A 22,992-nucleotide genomic window follows, 5' to 3' on the forward strand; every position below is an offset into this window, starting at 1 on the left:
ATGGGAAACGGATGGCATGAATGGCCACTGGTTCTGTTTACGGTGCTCGGCCAGTGCGTGGCGGGCGGATTGATCGTGACCGGCTTCGTCTGGATGAACGCCAGAGATGACAATACCGGCCAGGTGCGGATTGTCCGCAGCCAGTTTTTACTCTGGATATTGATGGGCATCGGTTTTATCGCCTCAATGACGCACCTCGGTTCACCGCTGCGCGCGTTTAACTCGCTAAACCGCATTGGCGCATCGTCACTGAGTAATGAAATCGCCGCCGGATCGCTGTTTTTCGCCGTCGGCGGTTTCTGGTGGCTGCTGGCCTGGCTTGGCAAACTGCCCGCCACACTGGGGCGCGGCTGGCTGATTATCAGCATGGTGCTGGGGGTGCTGTTTGTCTGGGCGATGACGCGGGTGTATCAGATTGATACCGTGCCGACCTGGCATAACGGCTACACCACCGCCGCATTTTTCCTCACCATGTTGACGGGTGGTCCGCTGCTGGCGGCGTTGCTGCTGCGCCTGGCAGGCATGCGCTTTCCGGCTCCGCGTTTTGCCGCCATCAGCGTTGCGGCACTTATCGCAAGCGTTGCAGTGGTCATGTTGCAGAGCATACAACTTGGCGAAACGCACAGTTCGGTACAACAAGCGGTCGCGCTGGTGCCGGATTACGGCCTGTTGCAGGTGGTACGTCTATTGCTGGTCGCCCTCGGTCTCGGTTGCTGGATCTGTCCGCTGGTGATGCGTAGACAGCCGAAAGTCAGCAGTTTGCTGACCGGGGTTGTGCTGGTGGTCGCTGGTGAAATCATTGGCCGTGGTCTGTTTTACGGCCTGCATATGACCGTTGGCGTTGCCGTCGCGGGTTAATAACAGTGCGCGGGGAGACCCGCGCTTTTCGGGAGACACCATGACTGCCGTTACCCGCGAGTCCTTTATTTTTACCGCCCGCGTGTTGGGCGCGCTGTTTTACTATCCGCCGCAGAGCGAACCCTCCGCGCCGCTCGTCGCCGCGCTACGCAGTCGCCAGTGGCTGGAACAATGGCCGTTACAGGGAGATGAACTTATTCCGCTGGCGGAGGCGTTCGCGCAGCCTTGCGATGAGCCGCTGGATGAAGCCTGGCAGCGGCTCTTCATCGGTCCGTGGGCGCTACCCGCGCCACCGTGGGGTTCAGTATGGCTGGATAAAGAGAGCGTACTGTTTGGCGACTCGACGCTGGCGCTACGCCAGTGGATGCGTGATAACAATATCGCGTTCAATACCGGGCAAAACGAGCCGGAAGATCACTTTGGTACCTTGTTGCTGATGGCGGCATGGCTGGCGGAACAAGGCAATTACCCAGCCTGTGATCAATTACTGGCCTGGCATCTCCTGCCGTGGAGTGGGCGATTTCTCGCCGAGTTTTGTGACAACGCGCAGCACCCTTTTTTCGCCGCGCTGGGCCAGCTCGCACAGCTTACGCTCGCTGCGTGGCAATCGCAGTTGCTTATCCCGGTAGCGCAAAAACCGCTGTTTCGCTAACGCATCTATTTCAGATGCGCTGAGGAAAATCTAAAATCAGAAAAGATCATATACATTGGGTACTAACAGTAAAAGCCAGGCTGCTGCGTATTTTCCGCAGAGCGCCTCTTTCGTGTGTAATGCCTGAAACGTAAAAACAAGTATGCCTCCCTGAATTATTGATTAACTCCGGGAGGCTATCAGAGTAGTGCAAAATTCAATCGGCATTATAAATTTTATTAACAGGATATTTTTTTCTCACCACATGTCTTATTTCAGAAAAGGTGATAGGATCAAAAGCTTCGTTTTTCCTTCTTTTTTCAAGATTGGCCCAGGGTCTTTTATTATAATCTTCAGCTTCAACACGGCTGCCTTCAAAGAACATCAAAAAATCCACTTCTTTAATCGGCGAACTACCGCTATATACCCAATCCAACCCTAATTTTGAGAGTTTCCTGAAAACAGCATTCTTCAGCGAATACACTACCATTTGTTGATTAGACCTGGTGTCTTTCATGCTGTCGACTCTCTCCATTTTTTTATAGCCGGTTTTATCTCCTTTCTTAAAATCCTTCGTAAAATCCTCCATTGCTTCTTTAAACGGCCCTTGTACGACACCTATTCGAGTAAATAAGCTCCCTTCGTTGTCCCTGTAATTTTTCGCTAACGACTGCAGCAGCGTACCTTTTTTACTCTTCGTTTTTACATACTCTGACAAAGACAAATATTTATAATTTTTCTTTAAAAAAGCAGACCAACTGCTTAACAGTTGCCTGGCGTAATCATCCGGTAGCGCAGGATTATGCTGCTGTAAGATTTTTATATTCTCAGCCCCTACTGGAAGCCCTTTTTTAATTCTCGGGGTGGTTTCATGCAAGGTTTTGAAGTCAATATTAAATGCAGCATTAAGCGAATCTATTCTTAAATGCTCACTCTCACCTTTTATATTAAGGTATTCTTCCCTTGAAGATTCCGTACCATAAATTAAATTGACACTGAAACTAGTATCACCACCATCGTCTATATAACTGCCCGGATTATTATGAACCATTCTGAACAGGTTCAGCCCGTCCACCGTACCAGCCGGGTCAGCTGAGAGCCACCGCCCCGCCCACGGCTGATAATAGCGGTAGCCGTAGTAATAGAGCCCGGTTGCGTCCTGCTCTTTACCCGAATAACGAATGATCTTGTAATCCGCCTCCAGCTGGCTGCGCGCGGCAAACAGTGCCGTGCCGCCAAACGGGTAATACTCCTCCTGGCTGATTAACTCGCCGCTGCTGTCCACTTCGAGGCTGCTGCTGCCGGTGAGGTTGTCGTAGCTGTAACGAATCGGGTCATTGCTGATGCCGTCAGGTTGCCCGCTTTCCCAGTGCAGTACCCGCACCTGCGCGCGGCCGGCTTCGCCAACCGTTATCACCTGTAATTCTTCGGTTGCGCTGCTGCGCAGCTCCAGACCCGGCAGATAAATCACCCGTTTTGTCTGCGTGCTGCCGCCGGTCAGTTGTGAGGTGATTTTGACGATGCGCTGGCTGCTGGCGTCGTAACGGTAACTTTCTTTGTCATCAGCTGCGTCGTCACGGGTGACGGGAGTGACTTTTTGCAATTCCTGCCGTGCCGTCCATACCAGCGACTGACCGGGCAGCAACTGTTTCTGCTGACCACCGGCAGTAAACAGCGCCTCCACATCCGCCGGGTTTTCCGTAAACGTGCTGAGCACCGCGCGGTTGCTGCGGTCGCTGACGGTAATTGATGTCGTGTAGTTATTGCCGGATGCGGGCGCGCTGTGCTGAATTTTCGTCAGGTTTCCGGCGTTGTCGTAGGTGTACGTGCGGGAATAATTCGTGTAGGTAGCGTCGTCGAAAGAGGAGAAATCAGGCCGGCTGCTGTTCTGCTGTACCGCGTTCGCCATTTCGCGACCGGTCGCGCTGATAAGCTGGTACAGGCTGTCGTAAGTGTAGGTGTTTTCGGGAACCACTTCCTGATTGCGCCAGAAACGCGTCTCCTCGGCGTCGTTGGTTATCACCAGCACATTACCCACCGGGTCGTACTCGTAGCGCAAATCCTGCAGCACTTTCGCGGCTGTAATGCGCTCGGTTTTAATCCCCACCAGCCGCTGGGTTTCGGCTTCATAGGAATACGTGGTGACCACACCGTTGCCGTGCTCCTCGCGCAGCTTCTGCCCGGCGGCAGAGTAGCTCAGGGATTTGACAATTATCTGTTCAGAGCCACCGCTGACCGTCAGCCAGCTTCCCTTCAGCAGCCCCGCCACATCATACGCCACGCGCTGGACATTGCCTTTCGCGTCGGTGGTGGTCAGTACATTTCCGGCGGAATCCACCGTGCTGGTTGTAGTGTAAGTTTCGCCTGCCAGCAGGTCATTCCACGCGGAAGCATCCGAACCCTGCCAGTCTGCTTCGGCATCATCCGGCAGCAACTGGCGGGTAACAGAAAGCGGCACGCCGCTCAGGGAAATGCTGCTGGTCGACAGCAGGCCCGCCGGGTCATAGTGGCTGACCAGCTGACCGGCGAGGTTGTGGCTCTGCTCATCGGCCGAATTACCGGCCCAGACGAAGCGTTCGCTGATTTTTCCCTGCCCGGTCACGCTCAGCGGGCGTCCCGGCAGGCTGGCATCTTCATACTGAAAGGTACGGGTCACGGCGGCGCTGCGGTCATTACCCGCGCCAATATTGCTGACCTGCAAGAAAGCTCGCCCTGACGCGTCATTCAGGGCAACGGAAGTGCCCGCATCGGCGCTCTGCGTGCGCAGCGCCGTGCCGTTCAGATCGCAGAGGTAACTGAAGTTCGCCAGCCCGGCGGCGTACAGGCGCGGGTCAGCGCTTTGGGACGGTAAACCGCGCGCATCGAACTGATGGCGCGTAATGCGCTCATCGGTAGCGTCCGGAGTGTCTGGATGGCGGTGATAAACGATATCGCGTACCACCAGAGCACGGTTATTAAGCACCGTTACCTGGGGCGTTTTACTGTAAAGGGATGTACTCATAAGATTCTCCGCTTAAATTGTCTACTTTTGCATCAAATGCAATAAAGAGTATAAGCGGAGAAACAGGAAATGTAGGCTATGTGCGAATGGCCCGCGTCAGGCCAGAATACGGTCGGCCACTAACATACCGGTCGCCATTTGCAGATTGATATATTGCGCCAAATCACGCTGCCCCGGACGCGGCAGATACGGTAATTCCCCGACCAGCGGCGCGGGCAGTTTTTTGCTCAGCACGTTGATAATTTCGGCGTAGTGCGCCAGCCCCGGATTGATGCGGTTCGCCACCCAGCCAATCAGCGGCAAGCCGTCGCTGGCGATGGCCTGCGCGGTCAGCAAGGCGTGATTGAGACACCCTTCCTGAATCCCCACCACCATCACCACCGCCATCTGCTCCTGCACCACCCACTCTGAAAGCGGGCGTAAGTCATTCATTAAGCTACGCCAGCCGCCGGTGCCTTCCACAACCACGTGATCGACGCGATCGCAGAGATCAGCCAGGCCATTTGACAACAGTGTGTAATTGATGGGGCAACTGTGTGCGACGCTGCTCTCTTCTTCGCTTAATGCGATGGGGTTGACCGCCTGGTAAGGTAGCTCCAGTGACGAAACGCTTTGCAGTACCAGCGCGTCTTTATTGCGCAACCCTTCCGGCGTCTCTTTGCTCCCTTTGGCAACAGGCTTGTAACCCGCCACCGTTTTACCACTGGCTGCCAGCGCCTGGAGTAGCGCGCGGGACGCCACTGTCTTCCCGACAGAAGTGTCTGTACCCGTTACAAAGAAACGCTTAAGCATCACTCATCCCACCGTTGTTCTACGAAAATATAAACCAGGAAAATAATTCAGTGGGGAAAGTCTAAGGTAACTGCCAGGGGGCAAGATTGAGGTAGCGCAATTTTTATGGCAACAGTGTAAAAATGTTACCCCTGCAACAAACGGATAAGTAAGGATCCGTTATACATCGCGTCTTTTACCAGCGCCGCACCGGCCATGGTGCCCTGGTTGGTAAATTGCGTGCTTTCCACGCTAATGTGCTGGCTGTACGCGGGCAACGCCTGCTGGCGAATGCATGCGGCAATGGCGGGAAAAAGGACGTCTGCCGCTTTGCTGAGCGGCGAGCCAATCAGTATTTTTTGTGGATTGAACAAATTCACCATAATGGCAAGAATGCGGCCAATGTTCGCCCCCACGCCGCTAATGATATCTTTCGCTAATAAATCGCCCTGCTGCGCAGCCTGGCAGAGCCACTCCACGGTGAGCGGTTTTTGATGCAGCATCGAACTCATTGACTGGCTCATGCGCAACTGCGCCAGTTCCAGCACGCTCTCGACGCTGGCAATGGTTTCAAGGCAACCGTGGTTGCCGCAATAACAGCGCTTTCCGTAGGGATCGACCTGGGTGTGGCCAATCTCCACCAGGCTGCTGCTTCCCGCATGCAATAAGCGCCCGTCAGTTATCACGCCGGCACCAACGTTGTGATCGATAACCACCTGAATCACATCCCTTGCCCCGCGCGACGCGCCAAACAGGGCTTCGGCCATCGTCCATGCGCTGATGTCATGCTGGACATACACCGGCACCCCGGTGTGCTTTTCCAGCGCTTCACCCAGCGGCATATCTTTCACATCGTCATAAAAAGGCATGCGATGAACGATACCGTTTTCGGTATCAATAATGCCCGGTAGCGTAATCGCGATGGCGGTCAAACGTTCCAGTTTGTTCTGATGGCGGGTAAAAAAGCGGTCAATATGCAGAATAATGCGCTCCAGCAGAGGCAGTTCATCCACCAGCGGTAACTCGAGGCGATCTTCCACGACCAGCTTGCTGCTAAGGTCACGCAACGAAAGAAAGATCTCTTCCCGGCTGATGCGCAAAGAAAGGTAGTGCCAGGCTTCGGTCTCGACAACCAGCCCGACCGCCGGACGCCCGCGACTGCCGGGCTCCTGGATTTCCGTCTCCTGCACCAGATGGGCTTCGAGCATTTCGCGCACAATTTTTGTAATACTGGCCGGAGCGAGTTGCGCCAGGCGTGAGAGATCGATGCGCGACACCGGGCCAAGCTGATCAATCAGGCGGTATACCGCCCCCGCGTTGGTCTGCTTTATTTGATCAATATGCCCAGGCTGACTATCAGCAACCACCTCTGACTCCCTTATTTTCACGCTTCGAAATAAACGTTCGGCTATGGTGAAACACTTCACTGGTCGCCGTCAAATATTTACCCCGGCGTGTGATTTACAGCACATTTTGCAATGACTTATGCACAAAATTTATCCGTCAGCGGCGGTGAGTAACTGCTGCTTAAAGCGTGCGGCAGCACTGCCCTGCTCATGATGTTTTGACCAGACTAACCACATTTCCGATACCGCATCCGCTTCAATAATCGGCACCCAGCGCATTTCCGTTAGCTGCACGCGACGAAATGACGCCGGTAAAATCGACACCCCTAACCCGGCAGCCACCAGGCCGATAATGGTCATCGCTTCGCCCACTTCCTGCGTAATGGTCGGCGTCAGCTGATAACGGCGCATCAGGCCAAGGATCTCGTCATACAGACCGGTACCCACGTGCGGGTCGAAAAAGACAAACGGCTCCTGTGCCAGTTCTACTAACGACACCGCCGAACGCGCCGCTAAAGGATGATCTTTGTGGATCATCGCCAGCAACGGCTCGCGCAGGATCACCTCCCAGGCCAGCGTCTCCGGCAACGGCGTGTTACGCATCAGCCCCAAATCCAGCAACCCTTCATTGAGCGGTGAGATCTGTTCGCGGGTGTTAATTTCACGCGTCTGGATATGCACATCCGGATACCGCTGGCGAAACGAAGAGAGCGTGTCAGAGACAGCTTTAATGAACGGTGCGGAGGAAGTAAAACCAATGCGCAACTCGCCGGTTTCCCCCAGGTGCAGCCGCATGGCGCGTGCGGCGGCTTCATCGACCTGGCTTAAGATTTGCCGGCTGTCGGCCAAAAACTGCCGCCCGGCAGGCGTGAGCGACACGCTGCGGTTGGTGCGGGCAAGCAAGCGCGCACCAACTTGTTGTTCCAGTATCTGGATTTGCTGGCTTAACGGCGGCTGCGAAATATTCAGCCGTGCCGCCGCATGTCCAAAATGCAGCTCCTCGGCAACGGCAATAAAGTAACGTAAATGACGCAGTTCAATATTCATACGTAAAACATATTATTTGAGATTATTAATATATTAGACAGAATATTGCCGCTTTCATACCCTTAGCGACGTGGTAAGCCCGTCACCAAAATCACGGGTATAAACGTTAAGGATCTCCAGTGAGTCGTACAACAACCGTTGACACCGGGCCGGCAAGCGTCGTCGACGAAAAACCAGTCTCTTTGCCGGGACAATTTATTAAACGTGGTACTCCCCAATTTATGCGCGTCACGCTGGCGCTCTTTTCCGCCGGGTTAGCGACATTTGCCCTGCTGTACTGTGTCCAACCCATTTTACCGGTGCTGTCACAGGAGTTTGGCGTCTCTCCGGCCAGCAGCAGTATCTCCCTCTCGATATCTACCGCGATGCTGGCGATTGGTCTGCTGTTCACCGGCCCGCTTTCCGACGCCATCGGGCGGAAAAAAGTGATGGTCACCGCACTACTGCTGGCGTCGTGCTGCACATTATTGTCAACAATGATGACCAGCTGGCACGGTATCCTGGTGATGCGCGCGTTGATTGGCTTATCGCTCAGCGGCGTTGCGGCCGTTGGCATGACCTATTTAAGCGAAGAGATCCACCCCAGTTTTGTTGCTTTCTCAATGGGGCTGTATATCAGCGGCAACTCCATTGGCGGGATGAGCGGACGTCTGCTGAGCGGCGTCTTTACCGACTTTTTTAACTGGCGTATCGCGCTGGCGGTGATTGGCTGTTTTGCGCTGGCTTCTGCGCTGATGTTCTGGCGGATTTTGCCCGAATCGCGCCACTTCCGCCCGACATCGCTGCGCCCGAAAACGCTGTTTATCAATTTCCGTCTGCACTGGCGCGACCAGGGACTGCCGCTGTTGTTTCTGGAAGGCTTTTTGCTGATGGGCTCGTTCGTCACCCTGTTTAACTATATCGGTTACCGCCTGATGCAATCACCATGGACGCTGAGCCAGGCGGTAGTGGGTCTGCTGTCCGTTGCCTATCTGACGGGCACCTGGAGTTCGCCGAAAGCCGGGGTGATGACCACTAAATACGGGCGCGGGCCGGTGATGGTCGGCGCTACCGCTATCATGTTGCTGGGGCTGTTGCTCACACTGTTCTCAACGCTGGGGCTGATTTTCATCGGTATGCTGCTGTTTACCGCGGGCTTCTTTGCCGCCCATTCCGTCGCCAGCAGCTGGATTGGCCCGCGCGCGCGCCGCGCCAAAGGCCAGGCCTCGTCACTTTACTTATTTAGCTACTATCTCGGTTCCAGCGTGGCGGGGACATTAGGCGGTGTGTTCTGGCACAGCTATGGCTGGAACGGCGTGGGTGGTTTTATCGCTGCCATGCTGGTGATTGCCATTCTGGTGGGAAGCAGGCTCCACTCTCGCCTGCATTAATGCCGCGATAGTCAACGGCCCTGCGCATGCAGGCCTTTTTTTTACGCTGTGCTCGTGTGTGTCAAAACAGACTCAAAATCGACGCCGTGCCCATTAATTCCCGCACCGCATCAAGTGCCAGTAGAGCAAATATTACCCAGACAAATGGATTCATAATGGTGCTGCGTTACGCGTTGGCATTGGTTAAATAAACAGATTATTCCTATTATGGTACAGTTCAGGAAATGTATTGAATAACTACTACTTTTAGGTGGTTACACGATCACACGCGAAAACTCAGAGGCATAATGGACAAGCACAACTATAACCAGCTCACCCGCACTTTCCTGCGCCTGTCGCGCTTTTCACACCTCGCTTCGATTGCCAGTTGGGATATGTTTGCCATGATGCCGCCAGGCGGTAGTGCCGCACGCGGCGAAGCACTGGCTGAGTTAAGCGTCCTGCGCCATCAGATCCTGACCGATAAACAGGTGGGCGAGTGGATCACCAACGCACGGCAAGAAGATCTGGACGATATTGAGCAGGCCAACCTGCGCGAAATTGAGCGGCATTATCAGGAAGCCGCATTGCTGCCGGAATCGCTGGTTGAAGCGCAGTCGCTGGCGGGCAGCAAATGTGAGCACGCCTGGCGCACGCAGCGCCCCGCCAATGACTGGGCTGGTTTCTCCGCCAATCTGAAAGAGGTGGTTAAACTGGCGCGTGAAGAGGCCAAACTGCGGGCCGCCGCGAAAGGGTGTTCACCGTACGATGCGCTGCTGGATAAATTCGAACCGGATATGACCAGCGCCCGCCTTGATGAACTGTTTGGCGAGGTAAAATCCTGGCTGCCGGATCTGCTGAAAAAATCGGTGGCAAAACAGGAGCAGCAAGCGCTGATTGCGCCGCAGGGGCCATTCCCGATTGCCGATCAGCGCGAACTGGGTTTGCAGGCGATGAAGCAACTCGGTTTCGACTTTAACGGCGGTCGGCTCGATGTTAGCGCCCATCCTTTTTGCGGCGGCGTACCGGAAGATGTGCGTATTACCACGCGTTACGATGAAAATGAGTTGCTGAGCGCGCTGTTCGGCGTGGTACATGAAACCGGCCACGCGCGTTATGAACAAAATCTGCCGCGCAGCTGGCCGGGCCAGCCTATTGCCCTGGCGCGTTCCACGGCGATTCATGAATCACAAAGCCTGTTCTTTGAAATGCAGTTAGGCCGCAGCGAAGCTTTCCTGCGCCGTCTGCAACCGGCCATTATTGAACATTTCGGTATGCAACCGGCGTTTGAAGCGCGCAACTTTATCGCCTGGAACCAGCGCGTAAAACCGGGTTATATCCGTGTCGATGCGGACGAAGTGAGCTACCCGGCGCATGTGATTCTGCGTTATGAGATTGAACGCGCGCTGATCGACGGCGAGATTGAGGTTGATGACATTCCGGGGTTATGGAATGAAAAAATGCAGGCCTGGCTGGGGCTTTCCACCGAAGGCAACTACCGCAACGGCTGTATGCAGGATATTCACTGGACCGATGGCGGCTTTGGTTATTTCCCGTCGTATACGCTTGGTGCCATGTATGCCGCGCAACTGTTCCACGCCGCGCGAACCGCGCTGCCAGGGCTGGACGAGGCGATTGCCGCCGGCGATCTTACGCCGCTCTTTGACTGGCTGCGACAAAATATCTGGCAGCACGGCAGCCGCTTCAGTACCGCGCAACTTATTCAGAATGCCACGGGCGAAGCACTGAACGCCGACTATTTCCACCAGCATCTTCTCCGCCGTTACCTCTGATAAATCCGCGCCGGAGCGGCAGTTTCGGCGCGGTTCCTCTCCCCTGTACATTACGTTACACGCCGAAACCAATCACTCACGGAAGGCGTTTAATTACAGGGATATAGTTCTTTCAACGGCCCCGCAGTGGGGTTGAATGAAGAAACCAATTCGAGGATATCGGAATGAAAAAAGTATTAGCTCTGGTTGTTGCCGCTGCTCTGGGTCTGTCTTCTGCTGCTTTCGCTGCTGACACCGCTACTTCCACCCAGGCTCCGGCTGCTGCTCCAGCAGCAACGACCGCTGCACCGGCTGCTACCACTAAAGCTGCACCGGCTAAAAAAATGCATAAAAAACACAAAAAAGCCGTTGAGCAGAAAGCTCAGGCTGCAAAAGTGAAAAAACACCACAAAAAAGCGGCTAAACCGGCTGTAGAGCAGAAAGCTCAGGCTGCGAAAAAACACCACAAAAAACACGTTAAACACACTGCGACCAAACCGGCTGCACAACCGGCTGCATAAGTAAACGTGTCTGATACCGGCGTTCGTAGCAGAACGCTGTGACAAGTCGGCGCTGAACCCTTCGGGTGAAGCGCCGTTTTTCTCTGGAGGGCCTGTGATGCTGCGACGTTATCGTTTTGAAGTGATTCTGGCGATGTTGATCGTCTGCGCACTGATTGCCGTCCGCTTTTATCTTTATTGATGTAGCACGCTGATTTTACTCCCACTTTCTTTTCGTCCCGTCTATATTTGTTTATCTGGGTTTACGTTAATAATCATAATTACCCCACCAGAGTGTGATATGCGAAAAACCGTTGTGCTGTTGCTGGGACCGCTGTTTTTGTTTTCCGCTGTTGGACATGCTGACGATAGCGGCGATGACGCGATAAGCGCCCGTGATGTGAAAACGCTCTTTTTTGGTCATGATGACAGGGTTCCTGTTACTACCCCTACCAAAGCGCCATGGGATGCGATTGGCCAGTTGGAAACCGCCAGCGGCAATCTGTGCACGGCAACGCTTATCTCCCCGCACCTGGCATTAACCGCCGGGCACTGCCTGTTAACGCCGCCGCGCGGCAAAGCGGATAAAGCCGTCGCGCTGCGCTTTGTTTCGCAACGAGGCAGCTGGCGGTATGAAATTCACGGTATTGAAGGTCGTGTCGATCCGTCGCTTGGCCACCGCCTGAAAGCCGATGGCGATGGCTGGATTGTCCCCTCTGCCGCCGCACCCTGGGATTTCGGGCTGATCGTGTTACGTTATCCCCCTTCCGGCATTACGCCGCTGCCGATCTTTGTCGGCGACAAAGATGAACTCACCGCCGCGCTAAAAGCGACCGACCGTAAAGTGACGCAGGCGGGCTACCCGGAAGATCACCTTGATAGCCTGTTCAGCCACCAGGACTGCGTGGTCACCGGCTGGGCGCAAAATAGCGTTTTGTCGCACCAGTGCGACACGCTACCGGGCGACAGTGGTTCGCCATTGATGCTGAAAACCGATGCAGGCTGGCAGTTGATTGCCGTGCAAAGCTCGGCGCCAGCGGCGAAAGATCGCTGGCGCGCCGACAACCGCGCCATTTCGGTTACCGGTTTTCGTGACAAGCTGGAAGCGCTGGCAAAAGAGGCCGACGAGTAATTCAGCCTTTTGGCCGCAAACGTAACTGCAAAATATCATTAAGCGGCATCGGTTCGCTGAAATAGTAACCCTGCAGCTGGTCGCAGCCGGCCAGCCGCAGCAGTTTCATCTGCTTTTCGTTTTCCACACCTTCCGCCACCACCTGCATGCCCAGCGCGCTGGCAATACGGATCGTGCCGCTCACCAGCGCCGAGGCTTGTTCATCGTCATCCACCAGCCCGGCCAGCGATTTATCAATTTTTATGGTGTCGAAATTAAAGCGCCGCAGGTAGCCAATACTCGAATAACCCGTGCCGAAATCATCCAGCGCAACCGCCGTGCCCAGCGCTTTCAGGTTGGCGATGGCCGAACGGGCGCGCTCCGGGTTTTCCAGCACGTAGGTTTCCGTCACCTCCAGTTGTAAACGGTGCGCCGGAAACAGACAGGTTTCCAGCACCCGCGCCACTTTGTCTTCAAATTCCGGGTCGCGAAATTGCGCGGGCGAGATATTGACCGACAACTTCAGGTGATTAAGCTGCTGCAAATCGCTACAGGCGCGGCGCAGCACAAACTGCCCGAGCGCGTAGATAAGCCCGCTGGTTTCGGCGACCGGGATAAAGTCATCCGGCTTGAGTTCGCCATCCGGACGGCGCGGCCAGCGCGCCAACGCTTCAACGCCAATCATCGTCTGGCTTTTCGCATCGACAATCGGCTGATACCAGACATCAAACTCATCGCGCTCCAGCCCGTCACGGATGTCATTTTCAATCATTAATTGCCGTTCACGCGCGCTGTTCAGCGCCGCGTCATAATGGGTCATCCGTGCTTTGCCGGTAATTTTTGAGTGATACATGGCGATATCCGCGCGGCGAAACAGCTCTGAACTGGAACACTCCAGCAGCGTACCGCTGGCAACACCGATGCTGGCACCAATATGGATAGTCCGTTTGCCAATGCGTACAGGTGTCTCAAGGTAGCGCAACACGTTATGCGCAAAATCATCAGCCTTTTCCAGTGACCACGGACCGCTCAGCGTCATGGCGAACTCATCGCCGCCCATCCGCGCCAGCACGCCGCCGGTCGGCACTTTTTGCCTTAGCGTGTCGGCTATCGTCACAATCAGCCGATCGCCGACATCGTGGCCGTAAATGTCATTCACGTCTTTAAAGCCGTCGAGATCGATAAACACTACGCTTATCATATCGGGATCGCCCATTGCGCTCAGGTTGTCGAGGTGTTCAATCAGCGCGCGGCGGTTAGGTAAACGGCTTAACCAGTCCGTCAGCGCGATTTTGCGCGCCAGCTTTTCCCCACGCGCCAGTTTGTAAAGCCCGGCGCTGCTGAGCGCGATAAACAGCAGGATCAACCCTGCCGCCAGCGCAGCTATCCGGCGGATATTGCCCGCAGCCACCTGCGCGGCCTCCGCGCCGGGCAAATGTGGCGTCCAGCTTAGATACCCCAGCGTTTCTCCTGCCGAGCCGCGCAGCGGTATGCTGGCGACGGTGGAAGCTCGCGCCTGCAAGCGCAAATCCTCAATCTGAAAGGTATTTCCCAGATCGCTGAGGAGCTTCTCGTTGAGATGGCGGGTGATCACCAGGTAGCGGCGCGTCTCGTCATCAATATCAAGCTGCCCGCTCGCCGGACGGATAAGCCCGATACTGACAAATGCCACCCCTTCGCGCGTGCGGGTGATGCCCGCGAAAACCTCCTTCCCTTCACGCAGCGGCTCGTTGTGGTCGCGAATCAGCGCGGCCAGCCCGTCGCCAAAAAAGGCGAGATTAGGCTCGGTAAAAGGTTGGTTGCGAAACGCCCCCCATAGCACGGCGAACTTCTCATCCAGCACAAAGGTGCCGTCGTACAGGTTATTGATTTTAAACCCCGCCCCCCAGGTGCTGTATAGCCATGCGCTATCCAGTTGAGGACGATACGCTTCCTGAACCGCCTGATCCCAGACGGCGTTATCAATGACCAGCGACCGGGTACGGTTTACCGCCGTCTGAATCGCGCCCTGCACAGAAAGCGCGGTGCGATGTTCATCAATTTCATTGGCCTTAGCACTAATGAGGTGCAGCGAAAGATAGAGCAGCGCGACAACGGAAACAATGAGTCCGATGCCGGCCATAAAGAGCATGACAAACAGCGTCCTTGCCGTGGGGATATTGCGCCAGCTTAACGGGTTAAACATTGGCCGACCCTTACTGGTGTCCGGGGAAACAGAGATGTGAAGAGATAATATCCTAAGCCTGATACATGCCGCGAATTTCATTGCCCACAAACGTGGGCAACTTAACATTAGGCGAGTTTTATCAGCGTCATACCGACAATCAGCAGCGCCAGGCCAAGCCAGCCTTTATAATTCAGGCGCTGCCCAAAGAGCACCCAGCCTGCGGCGAGTGTAGCGACGATGCCAAACCCGCCCCAGAGTGCATACGCCACCGCGAGATCGATACCTTTTACCGCCTGCGATAAGGCGCTAAATGCCGCTAACACGGCAAAAAGTGAAGCGAAACCATACAACTTTCGGCGAAAACCGTCCGAGAGTTTTAAAAAGATGTTTGCCGCAATCTCCAGCACAATCGCCATTGCCAGCCACAGGCCGTGAATCCACTCAAACTGCAGCATGGTTACGCTCCTGACGCACGACTTTACGCGTCCCGGATTTGATCAGCACAATGCCCAGTACCAGCGTGGCCAGACCGGCGGCTTTCAGCGGTGATAATGGTTCATCAAAAAGAAAGACGCTACAAAGCGTAATAATGAATATGCCCACGCCTTCCCATAATGCATACGCCACACCGAGGGCTATTTTTTTAACCGCGAATGACAGAAAAATATACGACAGCGCAATCATCACCAGCATTAAAATAAAACCGGTATGACTATCGCTAATACTTGCCCATTTCATCGACAACGTGCCGGTTATTTCAGCAATAATTGCGAGGGCTAATAGAATCCAGTAAATCATTTTTTTCTCCTGCTTGAGAACATACTTTCCTGCGGCTTACCGAACGACGGAAAACCGGAAAAACAACGATGTCAGCCGGGCACAATGTGCCAGCTCAGGCAGCGAGAAAACTACAGCGCAGAGCGCCAGTACTGGTCATCTGCCAACAGGCAGCAGAAAGAAGACGGGAGGGAAAAGACAGGTTTTAAAGCACTGAACAGAATGTCCATATAATTACAATTATCCGCGAATTGCTTCTCATCGTGGCGGAAATAAATTGTCCTCGGTAGTTAAACACTGCCCTTTTTTATCACAGGCTAAGATTTTACTCAAAGTCTTTGCATTTCTTTACGACAAAGAAAAAACGCCGTCATAATATTGCGGACGGCGTTTTTAAATATTATTACGCTTGTTTATCGGTATTCGCCCGCGACTGCGCCAGCAAATTCCATGAGGTAATAAACAGCGCGGCAATCATCGGCCCCAGCACAAAACCGTTAATGCCAAAGAATTGTAGCCCGCCGAGTGTTGTGAGCAGGATCAGATAATCCGGCATACGGGTATCTTTACCCACCAGCAGCGGGCGCAAAATATTGTCAGCCAGCCCTACCACAATCACGAAGTAGAGCGTCAGGACGGTCGCCGTGATCAACTCGCCGGTGGAGTAGAGAAAGATCACCGCCGGGATCCAGACAATCGCCGTCCCCACTGCCGGGATCAGCGACAAAAACGCCATTAACGTCGCCCACAGCAAGCTACCGTTAAAACCGGCGAACCAGAAACCGATACCGCCCAGCGCCCCCTGCACAATGGCCACGACCAGCGTGCCTTTGACCGTGGCGCGCGCCACACCGGCGAATTTCAGGAACAGGCGGCGTTTGATGGTCGCCGACAGCGGCATCACAGCGTAAATTTTACGCACCAGTTCTGCGCCATCTTTCAGTAAAAAGAACAGCAAATAGACCATCAAACAGAAGCCGACGGTAATTCCCAGCGTGCCTTTGCCGATCAGTACTGCGCTGCCCGCCAGATAGCGTCCGACGCTCAGCGCCACGCCGGAAAGTTTTTCACGAATCGAGGCGACCGAATCGAAATCATTTTCACGCAGCGAATTTTTTGCCCACTCCGGCAGATGCGCGATCCCGTTGCTTAACAACTGCGGCAAATCGGTACCGTTATTCTGCAACCGCTGGTACAGGCTATTGACCTCCACGGCGATCGAAGAGAGCACCATCATCAACGGAATAAAAACAATCACGCAGATCAGCAACACGGTGATAAGCGATGCCACACCGTTGCGCCCACCGAGCAGCGCCGATAAACGCATGCGCAGCGGGTAAAAAATCAGCGCCAGGATCACCGCCCAGATAATGGCGGAGTAGTAAGGTTGGATCAGGCTGAAAAACGCCAGACTGACCAGTAATAACAGAATGATAAAGAAGAAATTATTACTTTTAAGTGTTGTCATCCGGGACATCCAATGGGGAAACTGCCCACCAGTGTAGAGCGTTACCAATTGATTGTAAAAACAGAGCCGCCTCAGGCGGCAGAGCCGTTTCGCCGTCAGGATGTCATCACGGCGGCGTCGTTATCAGCGCCCTGAACGGCGCATTCACCTGTTTGTTTTACCTGTGCCAGAAGATTTTCTATCTCAGAAAAAGCTAATGCTTTGGAAAAATACCAGCCCTGTGCGCAGGATTCCGGTAAATTGCCTTGCAAAAAGAGATGCTGAGCTTCATTTTCAACGCCTTCGAAAACAATAATGCGTGGCATATCTTTAAACATCGCGATAAGACCAGGCAGAATATGACGGTTAATGGATTGCGTACCGATAGAATCGGTTATTGATTTATCAATTTTTATTTCATCAACATCCAGCATGGACAGCCATTTTAAATTTGAATAACCGGTGCCGAAATCATCCAACGCAAATAATACGCCATGCTCTTTATATAACTGTATTGATTGCATAATATCTTCGATGCGGCCACTCTGCCTTTCGGTGATTTCCAGCATGATATGTTTCCCTGCCACGCCTTCATGTTGCAGGGTATCAACAAGCCGCTGATAGAATGTCTTTGAGCAGATATCTGAACAACTAACATTTATACTTAGGGTGATATCTTTTTCTCTCAGTGCCGCACCACACTCTTTGATAGCGTGCTCAACCACATAAAGACTTATTTTATTAATTAAGCCATTCTCTTCTGCCAGCGGAATGAAAATATCCGGACCAATATTTCCCATCTGTTTATCATTCCAGCGCAACAGCACTTCCACCCCGATGATACTTTTATCTTTTACCCGGTAAAGCGGTTGATAAACAAAATGCAACTCTTTATTAATAATGGCATTTTCTAATCTGGTTAATAGCGACTGATTCTCATGCTGGTTTTTACTGATTAACGCGCCAATAATCAGCCCTACCAGCGAGGCCACACAAAAGAGGAAAACCAGAATATAACCGTTATCGTTAAACACGAAAGAGTGTCTGACACCAGCCACGACGCAGATATCATGCCGCGCATCACATGACTTCTCAGCAATAAAAAAGAGATCATGCACTTTACCATGCTCTATATTTTCGAGTAGCGAGGTATTATTACCGACGCGGAAAAAATGTTGCTTGTGATTAAAGTCGCCGACAACCGCATTCAACCCCCACCGGGTAGATTCTTCGCGAAAGCGGGTAAACGCAAAGGGTGATACAGTGACAGAAAAATTATTATTATAAACAACATCAGCAGTAATATTACTCTCAATCATCGCATCGAAGACCCAGGTATAACTGCCTCTGCTCACTTTATTCTTGAACACATTGAGTGATAACGGGGCAGGATATTTCCCCCACAGCGCAGAACAGATTATTCTGCCATCTTCAACATAGCCAATATCTTTTATCAGCGGATAGGGCCATAAGCGTTTTCTTAAGGCGTGCAGATAGGGATCGCTACAGGGTGTGTAGACAGAAAATTCTTCGCGCAATGCGTTAATTTCGCGGACCTGAAGAATAATATTATCGCTGCGGGCAAGTATCGATTCGGCATAATCTTCTACCTTTTCCTGGATAAAAGCATAGTAGGCGACTTGCGCAACAATATAAAAAAAAGCAAAAGATAAAAATAACGCTGCTATGTATATGGAAACGCTTTTTTTCAGCACCTTTATCATTTTGAATACCTTTATGCAGACCACCTCGCGCTGGCGGTCTGCCTGTCATCAATCCCTTTTGCAGAAAATTATTGGCAACATCCTGGTTACTTTATCGCTTCCGGCGCGGAAAAATCCTGCATGCGCCCCACTCTCCTTATCGGCGCTTTTGACATTTACTTTAAAGACATCTCGGCCAGGCGTGTCATGACCCCTCCCGGCGCTCCAACTAATGACCTCTTTCTTTATCGAGCAGCAGGCTGAACGCCGCCGGTAGCACGGTAAGCGTCACCAGCGTGGCGACAACCAGCCCGCCGATAATCGCATACGCCATCGGCCCCCAGAACACCTGATGTGAAATCGGGATCATACCCAGAATAGCGGCACATGCCGTTAGCATAATTGGTCGGGCGCGGTGTTCGGCGGCAGCCACAATCGCCGCGTTCGCGGCCATCCCCTGCGCCAGATTACTGTCCACTTCGCTTATCAAAATGACGGCGTTGCGAATAATCATTCCCGCCAGCGCAATCACGCCAAGCAAGGCGACAAACCCCATCGGTGTGCCGGTCGGTAGCATCGCCAGTACAATGCCCGGCAAACCGAAAGGTGCCATCAACAGCGCCAGCAACATGCGCGAAAAACGCTGCAACTGGAGCATTAACAACACCAGCATCACGATAAGCGTCACCGGCAGCACCGCGTAAACCGAGCCGTTCCCTTTTGCCGATTCCGCGGCCGTGCCGCCTTCTTCGATCTGATATCCTGCAGGCAATTGCGCACGCAGTTTGTCCACCGCCGGGCGCAGACCAGCCGACAGATTTTCAGCACTCACCCCAGGCGCCAGATCGGTTTGAACCGTAATAAACGGCAGCCGCTGGCGACGCCAGATAACCGGATCGCCCACACCCCAGCCGACGGTTGCCACTTCGTTCAGCGGAATTTTCGTGCCGTTAGCGCCAGGCAACATCAGTGTCGATAACGTGCCGGGATCCAACCGTTCACGATCGTTGCCGCGAAGTACCACATCCACCAGCCGATCGTTATCGCGCACCGTGGTCACCGTACGCCCGGACCAGACCGTATTCAGCATTTGCGCAATGCTTTGCGACGAAACACCGGCCGCCCGTGCCGCAGTCTGGTTCACCTGCAACATGATGGTTCTTTCCGGTTCACCGGCGGTTAAATTCACTTCGCGGGCAAGCGACGATGTGCCGATTTCTGTCGCCAGCCGGCGCGCGATCTGTTGCACCTGCGCATAATCCGGCCCGCTCACCCGGTATTTCACCGGCCACCCCACCGGCGGCCCTAACTCCAGCGGCGAAACGCGCGTGGTAAAGCTGGCGAACTGGCTGGCCAGCACGCTGTCCAGTTGCTGGCGCAGGCGATCGCGCGCCGCCAGATCTTTTGCCACCACCACCAGTTGCGCCGTGTTTTCGTTATCCCGCAGGACATCCATCGGCAGATAAAAACGGATCGCGCCGGAGCCGACATAGGTCGTGTAGTGATCCACATTCTTGTTACCGTTGAGCACGTTTTCCAGCCGCCCGGCTTGCCTTTCCGTTTCCCGCTGCGCGGCACTGGCGGGCAGCGACAGGCTGACCAGCAATTCGGGGCGATCCGAGGCCGGGAAAAACTCCCCGTTCATTCTGGTGGCGCCCACGCATGCCAGCGCCAGCGCCGCCACCGCGATGCCAATGGTCAATAAACGGTGGCGCAGCGCGCGTGCCAGTAGTGTCTGGTAGGCACGCGCCAGCCGTCCGCTGCCTTTGCTGTGGCCTTTTATCCTGGCGGGAAGCAACCAGGCACCGGTCAACGGCGAGAAGAGGATCGCCACGCCCCACGAGCAGAGCAGCGCTATCAGCACCACGGCAAATAACGAAAAGCAGTACTCCCCGGCGCTGGACGCGGCAAACCCGACGGGAATAAAACCGGCGATCATCACCAGCGTCCCGGTAAGCATAGGAAACGCGGTAGTTTTAAAGGCGTAAGTGGCGGCGCTTTTGCGCGATTCACCGGCTTCCAGCCTGGCTACCATGGTTTCGACAGTGATCATGGCGTCATCCACCAGCAGACCAAGTGCAATGATCAGCGCACCCAGTGAAATCCGTTGCAAACCAATTCCGGCCAGCATCATTCCAGCGAAGGTCATCGCCAGCACCAGCGGTATGGCGGCGGCAACCACCAGCCCTGCCCGCATCCCCAGCGAGACAAAGGAAACCGCCAGCACAATCATCACCGCTTCAACAAGCACCCGCACAAAGCCGCTAACCGCATCGCTCACCACCGCCGACTGATCGGCGACTTTTGTCATCTCAATGCCATGGGGCAACTGACTTTTTATCTCCGCCATCCTGGCGTTGAGCGCCTGACCGAAACGCAGCATATTGCCGGTAGAGGCCATGGAAATGGCCAGCCCTATCGCGGGCTGACCGTTGACACGCAACACGGGTGCTGGCGGTTCGGCAAGCTGGCGGCTCACGGTGGCGATATCGGTCAGGGGAATATAGCGATCGTTAATATGCAGGGTAACCGCCCGCAGGCTCTCTTCGGTGGTCAGCGCGCCGCTAACCCGCAGCGCAACATTATCCTGCCCGGTACGAATAATACCGGCGGGCTCGACGGCATTTTGCGCGTTGAGCGCATCGCTCACCTGCTGGATATCCAGCCCCATTCCGGCCAGTTGCCGGGGAGAAAACGCAATGACTATCTGCTCCTGCTGTTCACCAAGCAGGGTGATTCTGCCGATATCCTGCACTGACATCAGGTTGCGGCGAATATCTTCCACCCGATCGCGCAGTTCACGCGCCGTATAGCCATCCGCCGTGAAGCCATAAATCGTGCCGAATGTATCATCAAATTCATCATTCACCGCCGGTCCCTGCACGCCCTGCGGCAGCGAAGGCGCAATGTCCTGCATCTTTTTACGCACCTGATACCAGATGTCCGGCACTCGCTGTGGCGGAGTGTCATCGCGCAGATTCACATAGATAACGGCACGGCCTGCCCGGCTTTCACTTTCGATGTAATCCAGCCAGGGGATCTCCTGTAATTTTTTTTCCAGTACATCGGTGACCAGCCGCGTGGTGTCGGCAACCGTCGCACCAGGCCACTGCGCGGAGACCACCGCTGTTTTGATGGTAAACGCCGGATCTTCATTGCGCGGCAGTTTTTCATAACAGAAGATACCGGTGGCGATCACCAGCATCATAAAAAAGCTCACCAGTTGCTGATGTTCAAGCGCCCAGGCAGAAAGATTAAAGCGCGGTTTGGTTTCAACTGGACTCATGGCTGCTGCTCTCCTGGGATCACTTTTTCACCGGCGCGCAGTTTGCTTACGCCTGCGGTGATAACCCGATCCCCCGCACTGATGCCACTTGCAATCACTGCAGACGAGGCGGTGTAGCCCACAAGCGTGACCGTACGAAGCTGCGCCTGCGACTGTTTGTCGATAACAAAGACCGCCGGCTGGTCGCCGACGCGGCTCAACGCCGAGGCCGGCACCACAAAACCAGGCGATGTTGACACCGGAATATAGATAGTGGCGCTGGCGCCCAGCGCCATCGCCGCAGGTGGGGACTGAAGCGTTAGCCTGACCTGCCATGTGCGCGTTTGCGGATCGGCCTGTGGGCTGATATCACGCAATATGCCGGTGGTTTTCTGCGTGGGATCGGCCAGCAGTGCGACCGGAAACTGGGGCGTTTTTGCTGCCTGTGCGGGCAGTAATTGCGGATCGGCGAGAGCAAAAACCACATCGCGCGCGTCGCTGGTCGCCAGTGTGAAGATACTTTCCCCGGCGCTGACCACTTGCCCCACCGAGGCGCTAACGCGGGTGATAACGCCATCGGCAGGCGCGGTCAGTTGTGTCCAGGCCAGGTTATCCCGGGCATTGCGCAGCGCGGCAGCACTGCTTTTAAGGCGGGATGCGGCAGACAGCCAGTCGGCGCGGGCGCTATCGAGCTGCGTGCGGGCAATCGCGCCGGAGGGCATCAGTTTCTGCATCCGGTTCAGGTTCAGCACGGCCAGTTGTTCGGCGGCGCGGGCGCTTTCCATATCAGCAGTGGCGCTGGCCAGTTGGTTCTTACCAGTCTCACTCTCCAGCGTGGAGAGCACCTGCCCGGCATGTACGCGCGCGCCGATATCCACCAGCCGGCTGACCATGCGGCCATCCAGCCGAAAAGCCAGCACCGTCTCATCATGGGCGCGGATCTCGCCGGTTCGTACCGTCCCGGGATGTGCGGAAGCCGCCGCGACAACCAGATAACGCACAGGCCTTGGCGGCGCGGCGTGGTCTGTTTTTTTCTCTCCACACCCCGTCAACAGCGCAATGAGCGCCGTCAGCACCAGTAACGGGAGCAGAGAAAGTAATGATAATGAGCGAGCCGCATTTAAAAGATGGTGCAGGCCCGGACGAAAATAATCGGTGAATTGTTCTGACATAACGCCACTCCGGATCGGTAATGGCGCCATTTAACGTGGCGTGCGTCGAGAATCACTCCACGTTTCGTCAAGAAT

General features: G+C 54.5%; 19 protein-coding genes. 7 read left to right on the forward strand and 12 right to left on the reverse strand.

The genetic code is table 11. From position 1 onward, the window contains the following. Together BN2591_RS04045 and dmsD are read left to right on the forward strand one after the other, a co-directional pair. On the forward strand, positions 1-858 hold the full coding sequence (locus BN2591_RS04045) for a dimethyl sulfoxide reductase anchor subunit family protein (protein WP_086869240.1): 858 nt from the start codon (positions 1-3) through the stop codon (positions 856-858). Positions 859-898: 40 nt separating this feature from the next. Next, positions 899-1,510 (forward strand): Tat proofreading chaperone DmsD, encoded by a 612-nt coding sequence (gene dmsD, locus BN2591_RS04050; RefSeq protein ID WP_086869242.1) that lies wholly within the window; start codon positions 899-901, stop codon positions 1,508-1,510. 196 nt (positions 1,511-1,706) lie between these two features. On the opposite strand, the gene BN2591_RS04055 is transcribed toward dmsD, so the two are convergent. The 4 genes from BN2591_RS04055 to BN2591_RS04070 form a co-directional block, all read right to left on the reverse strand. Beyond that, entirely contained in the window at positions 1,707-4,490 is a 2,784-nt protein-coding gene (locus BN2591_RS04055) for an RHS repeat protein (protein WP_086869245.1), read from the reverse strand. A 96-nt stretch (positions 4,491-4,586) separates the two neighbouring features. Beyond that, on the reverse strand, positions 4,587-5,282 hold the full coding sequence (gene bioD / locus BN2591_RS04060; RefSeq protein WP_086869247.1) for a dethiobiotin synthase: 696 nt from the start codon (positions 5,280-5,282) through the stop codon (positions 4,587-4,589). 125 nt (positions 5,283-5,407) lie between these two features. Next, positions 5,408-6,628: a sugar metabolism global transcriptional regulator Mlc gene (gene mlc / locus BN2591_RS04065; protein ID WP_086869249.1), complete on the reverse strand. Its 1,221-nt coding sequence runs from the start codon at positions 6,626-6,628 to the stop codon at positions 5,408-5,410. A 129-nt stretch (positions 6,629-6,757) separates the two neighbouring features. Then, positions 6,758-7,654, reverse strand: a complete 897-nt coding sequence (locus BN2591_RS04070) for a LysR family transcriptional regulator (protein WP_086869251.1) — start codon at positions 7,652-7,654, stop codon at positions 6,758-6,760. 119 nt (positions 7,655-7,773) lie between these two features. Between BN2591_RS04070 and BN2591_RS04075 the strand changes: the two genes are divergently transcribed. Continuing rightward, positions 7,774-9,024 (forward strand): MFS transporter, encoded by a 1,251-nt coding sequence (locus BN2591_RS04075; protein ID WP_086869253.1) that lies wholly within the window; start codon positions 7,774-7,776, stop codon positions 9,022-9,024. 61 nt (positions 9,025-9,085) lie between these two features. On the opposite strand, the gene BN2591_RS24675 is transcribed toward BN2591_RS04075, so the two are convergent. After that, positions 9,086-9,178, reverse strand: coding sequence for a KPN_01571 family protein (locus BN2591_RS24675; RefSeq protein ID WP_211772900.1), 93 nt, complete (start codon positions 9,176-9,178; stop codon positions 9,086-9,088). A 133-nt stretch (positions 9,179-9,311) separates the two neighbouring features. On the opposite strand from BN2591_RS24675, the gene BN2591_RS04080 reads away from it, so the two are divergent. The 4 genes from BN2591_RS04080 (at position 9,312) to BN2591_RS04095 (ending at position 12,407) form a co-directional block, all read left to right on the forward strand. Next, positions 9,312-10,796, forward strand: coding sequence for a carboxypeptidase M32 (locus tag BN2591_RS04080; RefSeq protein WP_086869255.1), 1,485 nt, complete (start codon positions 9,312-9,314; stop codon positions 10,794-10,796). Positions 10,797-10,960: 164 nt separating this feature from the next. Next, entirely contained in the window at positions 10,961-11,296 is a 336-nt protein-coding gene (gene asr, locus BN2591_RS04085) for an acid resistance repetitive basic protein Asr (RefSeq protein ID WP_086869257.1), read from the forward strand. Positions 11,297-11,393: 97 nt separating this feature from the next. Continuing rightward, positions 11,394-11,477 (forward strand): small membrane protein YdgU, encoded by an 84-nt coding sequence (gene ydgU, locus BN2591_RS25050; protein WP_086869259.1) that lies wholly within the window; start codon positions 11,394-11,396, stop codon positions 11,475-11,477. A 99-nt stretch (positions 11,478-11,576) separates the two neighbouring features. After that, complete coding sequence (locus tag BN2591_RS04095) at positions 11,577-12,407, forward strand: trypsin-like serine peptidase (RefSeq protein WP_086869262.1); 831 nt, start codon at positions 11,577-11,579, stop codon at positions 12,405-12,407. A 1-nt stretch (position 12,408) separates the two neighbouring features. Here BN2591_RS04095 and BN2591_RS04100 read toward each other — a convergent pair whose 3' ends face one another. The 7 genes from BN2591_RS04100 to BN2591_RS04130 all read right to left on the reverse strand — a co-directional run bounded on the left by BN2591_RS04100 (position 12,409) and on the right by BN2591_RS04130 (position 22,917). Then, positions 12,409-14,571: a putative bifunctional diguanylate cyclase/phosphodiesterase gene (locus BN2591_RS04100; protein WP_086869265.1), complete on the reverse strand. Its 2,163-nt coding sequence runs from the start codon at positions 14,569-14,571 to the stop codon at positions 12,409-12,411. A gap of 107 nt (positions 14,572-14,678) precedes the next feature. After that, positions 14,679-15,008, reverse strand: coding sequence for a multidrug/spermidine efflux SMR transporter subunit MdtI (gene mdtI, locus BN2591_RS04105; protein WP_086869267.1), 330 nt, complete (start codon positions 15,006-15,008; stop codon positions 14,679-14,681). Continuing rightward, positions 14,995-15,351, reverse strand: a complete 357-nt coding sequence (mdtJ, locus tag BN2591_RS04110; protein WP_086869269.1) for a multidrug/spermidine efflux SMR transporter subunit MdtJ — start codon at positions 15,349-15,351, stop codon at positions 14,995-14,997. Before mdtJ ends, mdtI begins: the two co-directional genes overlap by 14 nt. Before the next feature lie 382 nt (positions 15,352-15,733). Next, positions 15,734-16,798 carry an AI-2E family transporter gene (locus tag BN2591_RS04115; RefSeq protein WP_086869271.1) on the reverse strand — a complete coding sequence of 355 codons (1,065 nt, stop codon included), beginning with the start codon at positions 16,796-16,798 and terminating at the stop codon, positions 15,734-15,736. 95 nt (positions 16,799-16,893) lie between these two features. Beyond that, positions 16,894-18,501, reverse strand: coding sequence for an EAL domain-containing protein (locus BN2591_RS04120; RefSeq protein ID WP_086869273.1), 1,608 nt, complete (start codon positions 18,499-18,501; stop codon positions 16,894-16,896). A gap of 208 nt (positions 18,502-18,709) precedes the next feature. Then, positions 18,710-21,766 carry an efflux RND transporter permease subunit gene (locus tag BN2591_RS04125; protein WP_086869276.1) on the reverse strand — a complete coding sequence of 1,019 codons (3,057 nt, stop codon included), beginning with the start codon at positions 21,764-21,766 and terminating at the stop codon, positions 18,710-18,712. Next, positions 21,763-22,917 carry an efflux RND transporter periplasmic adaptor subunit gene (locus tag BN2591_RS04130; protein WP_086869279.1) on the reverse strand — a complete coding sequence of 385 codons (1,155 nt, stop codon included), beginning with the start codon at positions 22,915-22,917 and terminating at the stop codon, positions 21,763-21,765. Before BN2591_RS04130 ends, BN2591_RS04125 begins: the two co-directional genes overlap by 4 nt. Positions 22,918-22,992: the final 75 nt, after the last annotated feature.

Origin of the sequence: Kosakonia pseudosacchari (genome assembly GCF_900184035.1) — a bacterium.
GTDB classification, from domain to species: domain Bacteria; phylum Pseudomonadota; class Gammaproteobacteria; order Enterobacterales; family Enterobacteriaceae; genus Kosakonia; species Kosakonia pseudosacchari.

What these genes read in the sequence shown, in the direction of transcription:
- BN2591_RS04095 (WP_086869262.1), top strand. Translation starts at nt 11,577, where the DNA reads ATGCGAAAAACCGTTGTGCTGTTGCTGGGACCGCTGTTTTTGTTTTCC.
- BN2591_RS04045 (WP_086869240.1), top strand. Translation starts at nt 1, where the DNA reads ATGGGAAACGGATGGCATGAATGGCCACTGGTTCTGTTTACGGTGCTC.
- mdtI (WP_086869267.1), bottom strand. Translation starts at nt 15,008, where the DNA reads ATGCTGCAGTTTGAGTGGATTCACGGCCTGTGGCTGGCAATGGCGATT.
- BN2591_RS04100 (WP_086869265.1), bottom strand. Translation starts at nt 14,571, where the DNA reads ATGTTTAACCCGTTAAGCTGGCGCAATATCCCCACGGCAAGGACGCTG.
- ydgU (WP_086869259.1), top strand. Translation starts at nt 11,394, where the DNA reads ATGCTGCGACGTTATCGTTTTGAAGTGATTCTGGCGATGTTGATCGTC.
- BN2591_RS04080 (WP_086869255.1), top strand. Translation starts at nt 9,312, where the DNA reads ATGGACAAGCACAACTATAACCAGCTCACCCGCACTTTCCTGCGCCTG.
- BN2591_RS24675 (WP_211772900.1), bottom strand. Translation starts at nt 9,178, where the DNA reads ATGAATCCATTTGTCTGGGTAATATTTGCTCTACTGGCACTTGATGCG.
- bioD (WP_086869247.1), bottom strand. Translation starts at nt 5,282, where the DNA reads ATGCTTAAGCGTTTCTTTGTAACGGGTACAGACACTTCTGTCGGGAAG.
- mdtJ (WP_086869269.1), bottom strand. Translation starts at nt 15,351, where the DNA reads ATGATTTACTGGATTCTATTAGCCCTCGCAATTATTGCTGAAATAACC.
- BN2591_RS04130 (WP_086869279.1), bottom strand. Translation starts at nt 22,917, where the DNA reads ATGTCAGAACAATTCACCGATTATTTTCGTCCGGGCCTGCACCATCTT.
- BN2591_RS04125 (WP_086869276.1), bottom strand. Translation starts at nt 21,766, where the DNA reads ATGAGTCCAGTTGAAACCAAACCGCGCTTTAATCTTTCTGCCTGGGCG.
- BN2591_RS04055 (WP_086869245.1), bottom strand. Translation starts at nt 4,490, where the DNA reads ATGAGTACATCCCTTTACAGTAAAACGCCCCAGGTAACGGTGCTTAAT.
- dmsD (WP_086869242.1), top strand. Translation starts at nt 899, where the DNA reads ATGACTGCCGTTACCCGCGAGTCCTTTATTTTTACCGCCCGCGTGTTG.
- BN2591_RS04115 (WP_086869271.1), bottom strand. Translation starts at nt 16,798, where the DNA reads ATGACAACACTTAAAAGTAATAATTTCTTCTTTATCATTCTGTTATTA.
- asr (WP_086869257.1), top strand. Translation starts at nt 10,961, where the DNA reads ATGAAAAAAGTATTAGCTCTGGTTGTTGCCGCTGCTCTGGGTCTGTCT.
- BN2591_RS04120 (WP_086869273.1), bottom strand. Translation starts at nt 18,501, where the DNA reads ATGATAAAGGTGCTGAAAAAAAGCGTTTCCATATACATAGCAGCGTTA.
- BN2591_RS04070 (WP_086869251.1), bottom strand. Translation starts at nt 7,654, where the DNA reads ATGAATATTGAACTGCGTCATTTACGTTACTTTATTGCCGTTGCCGAG.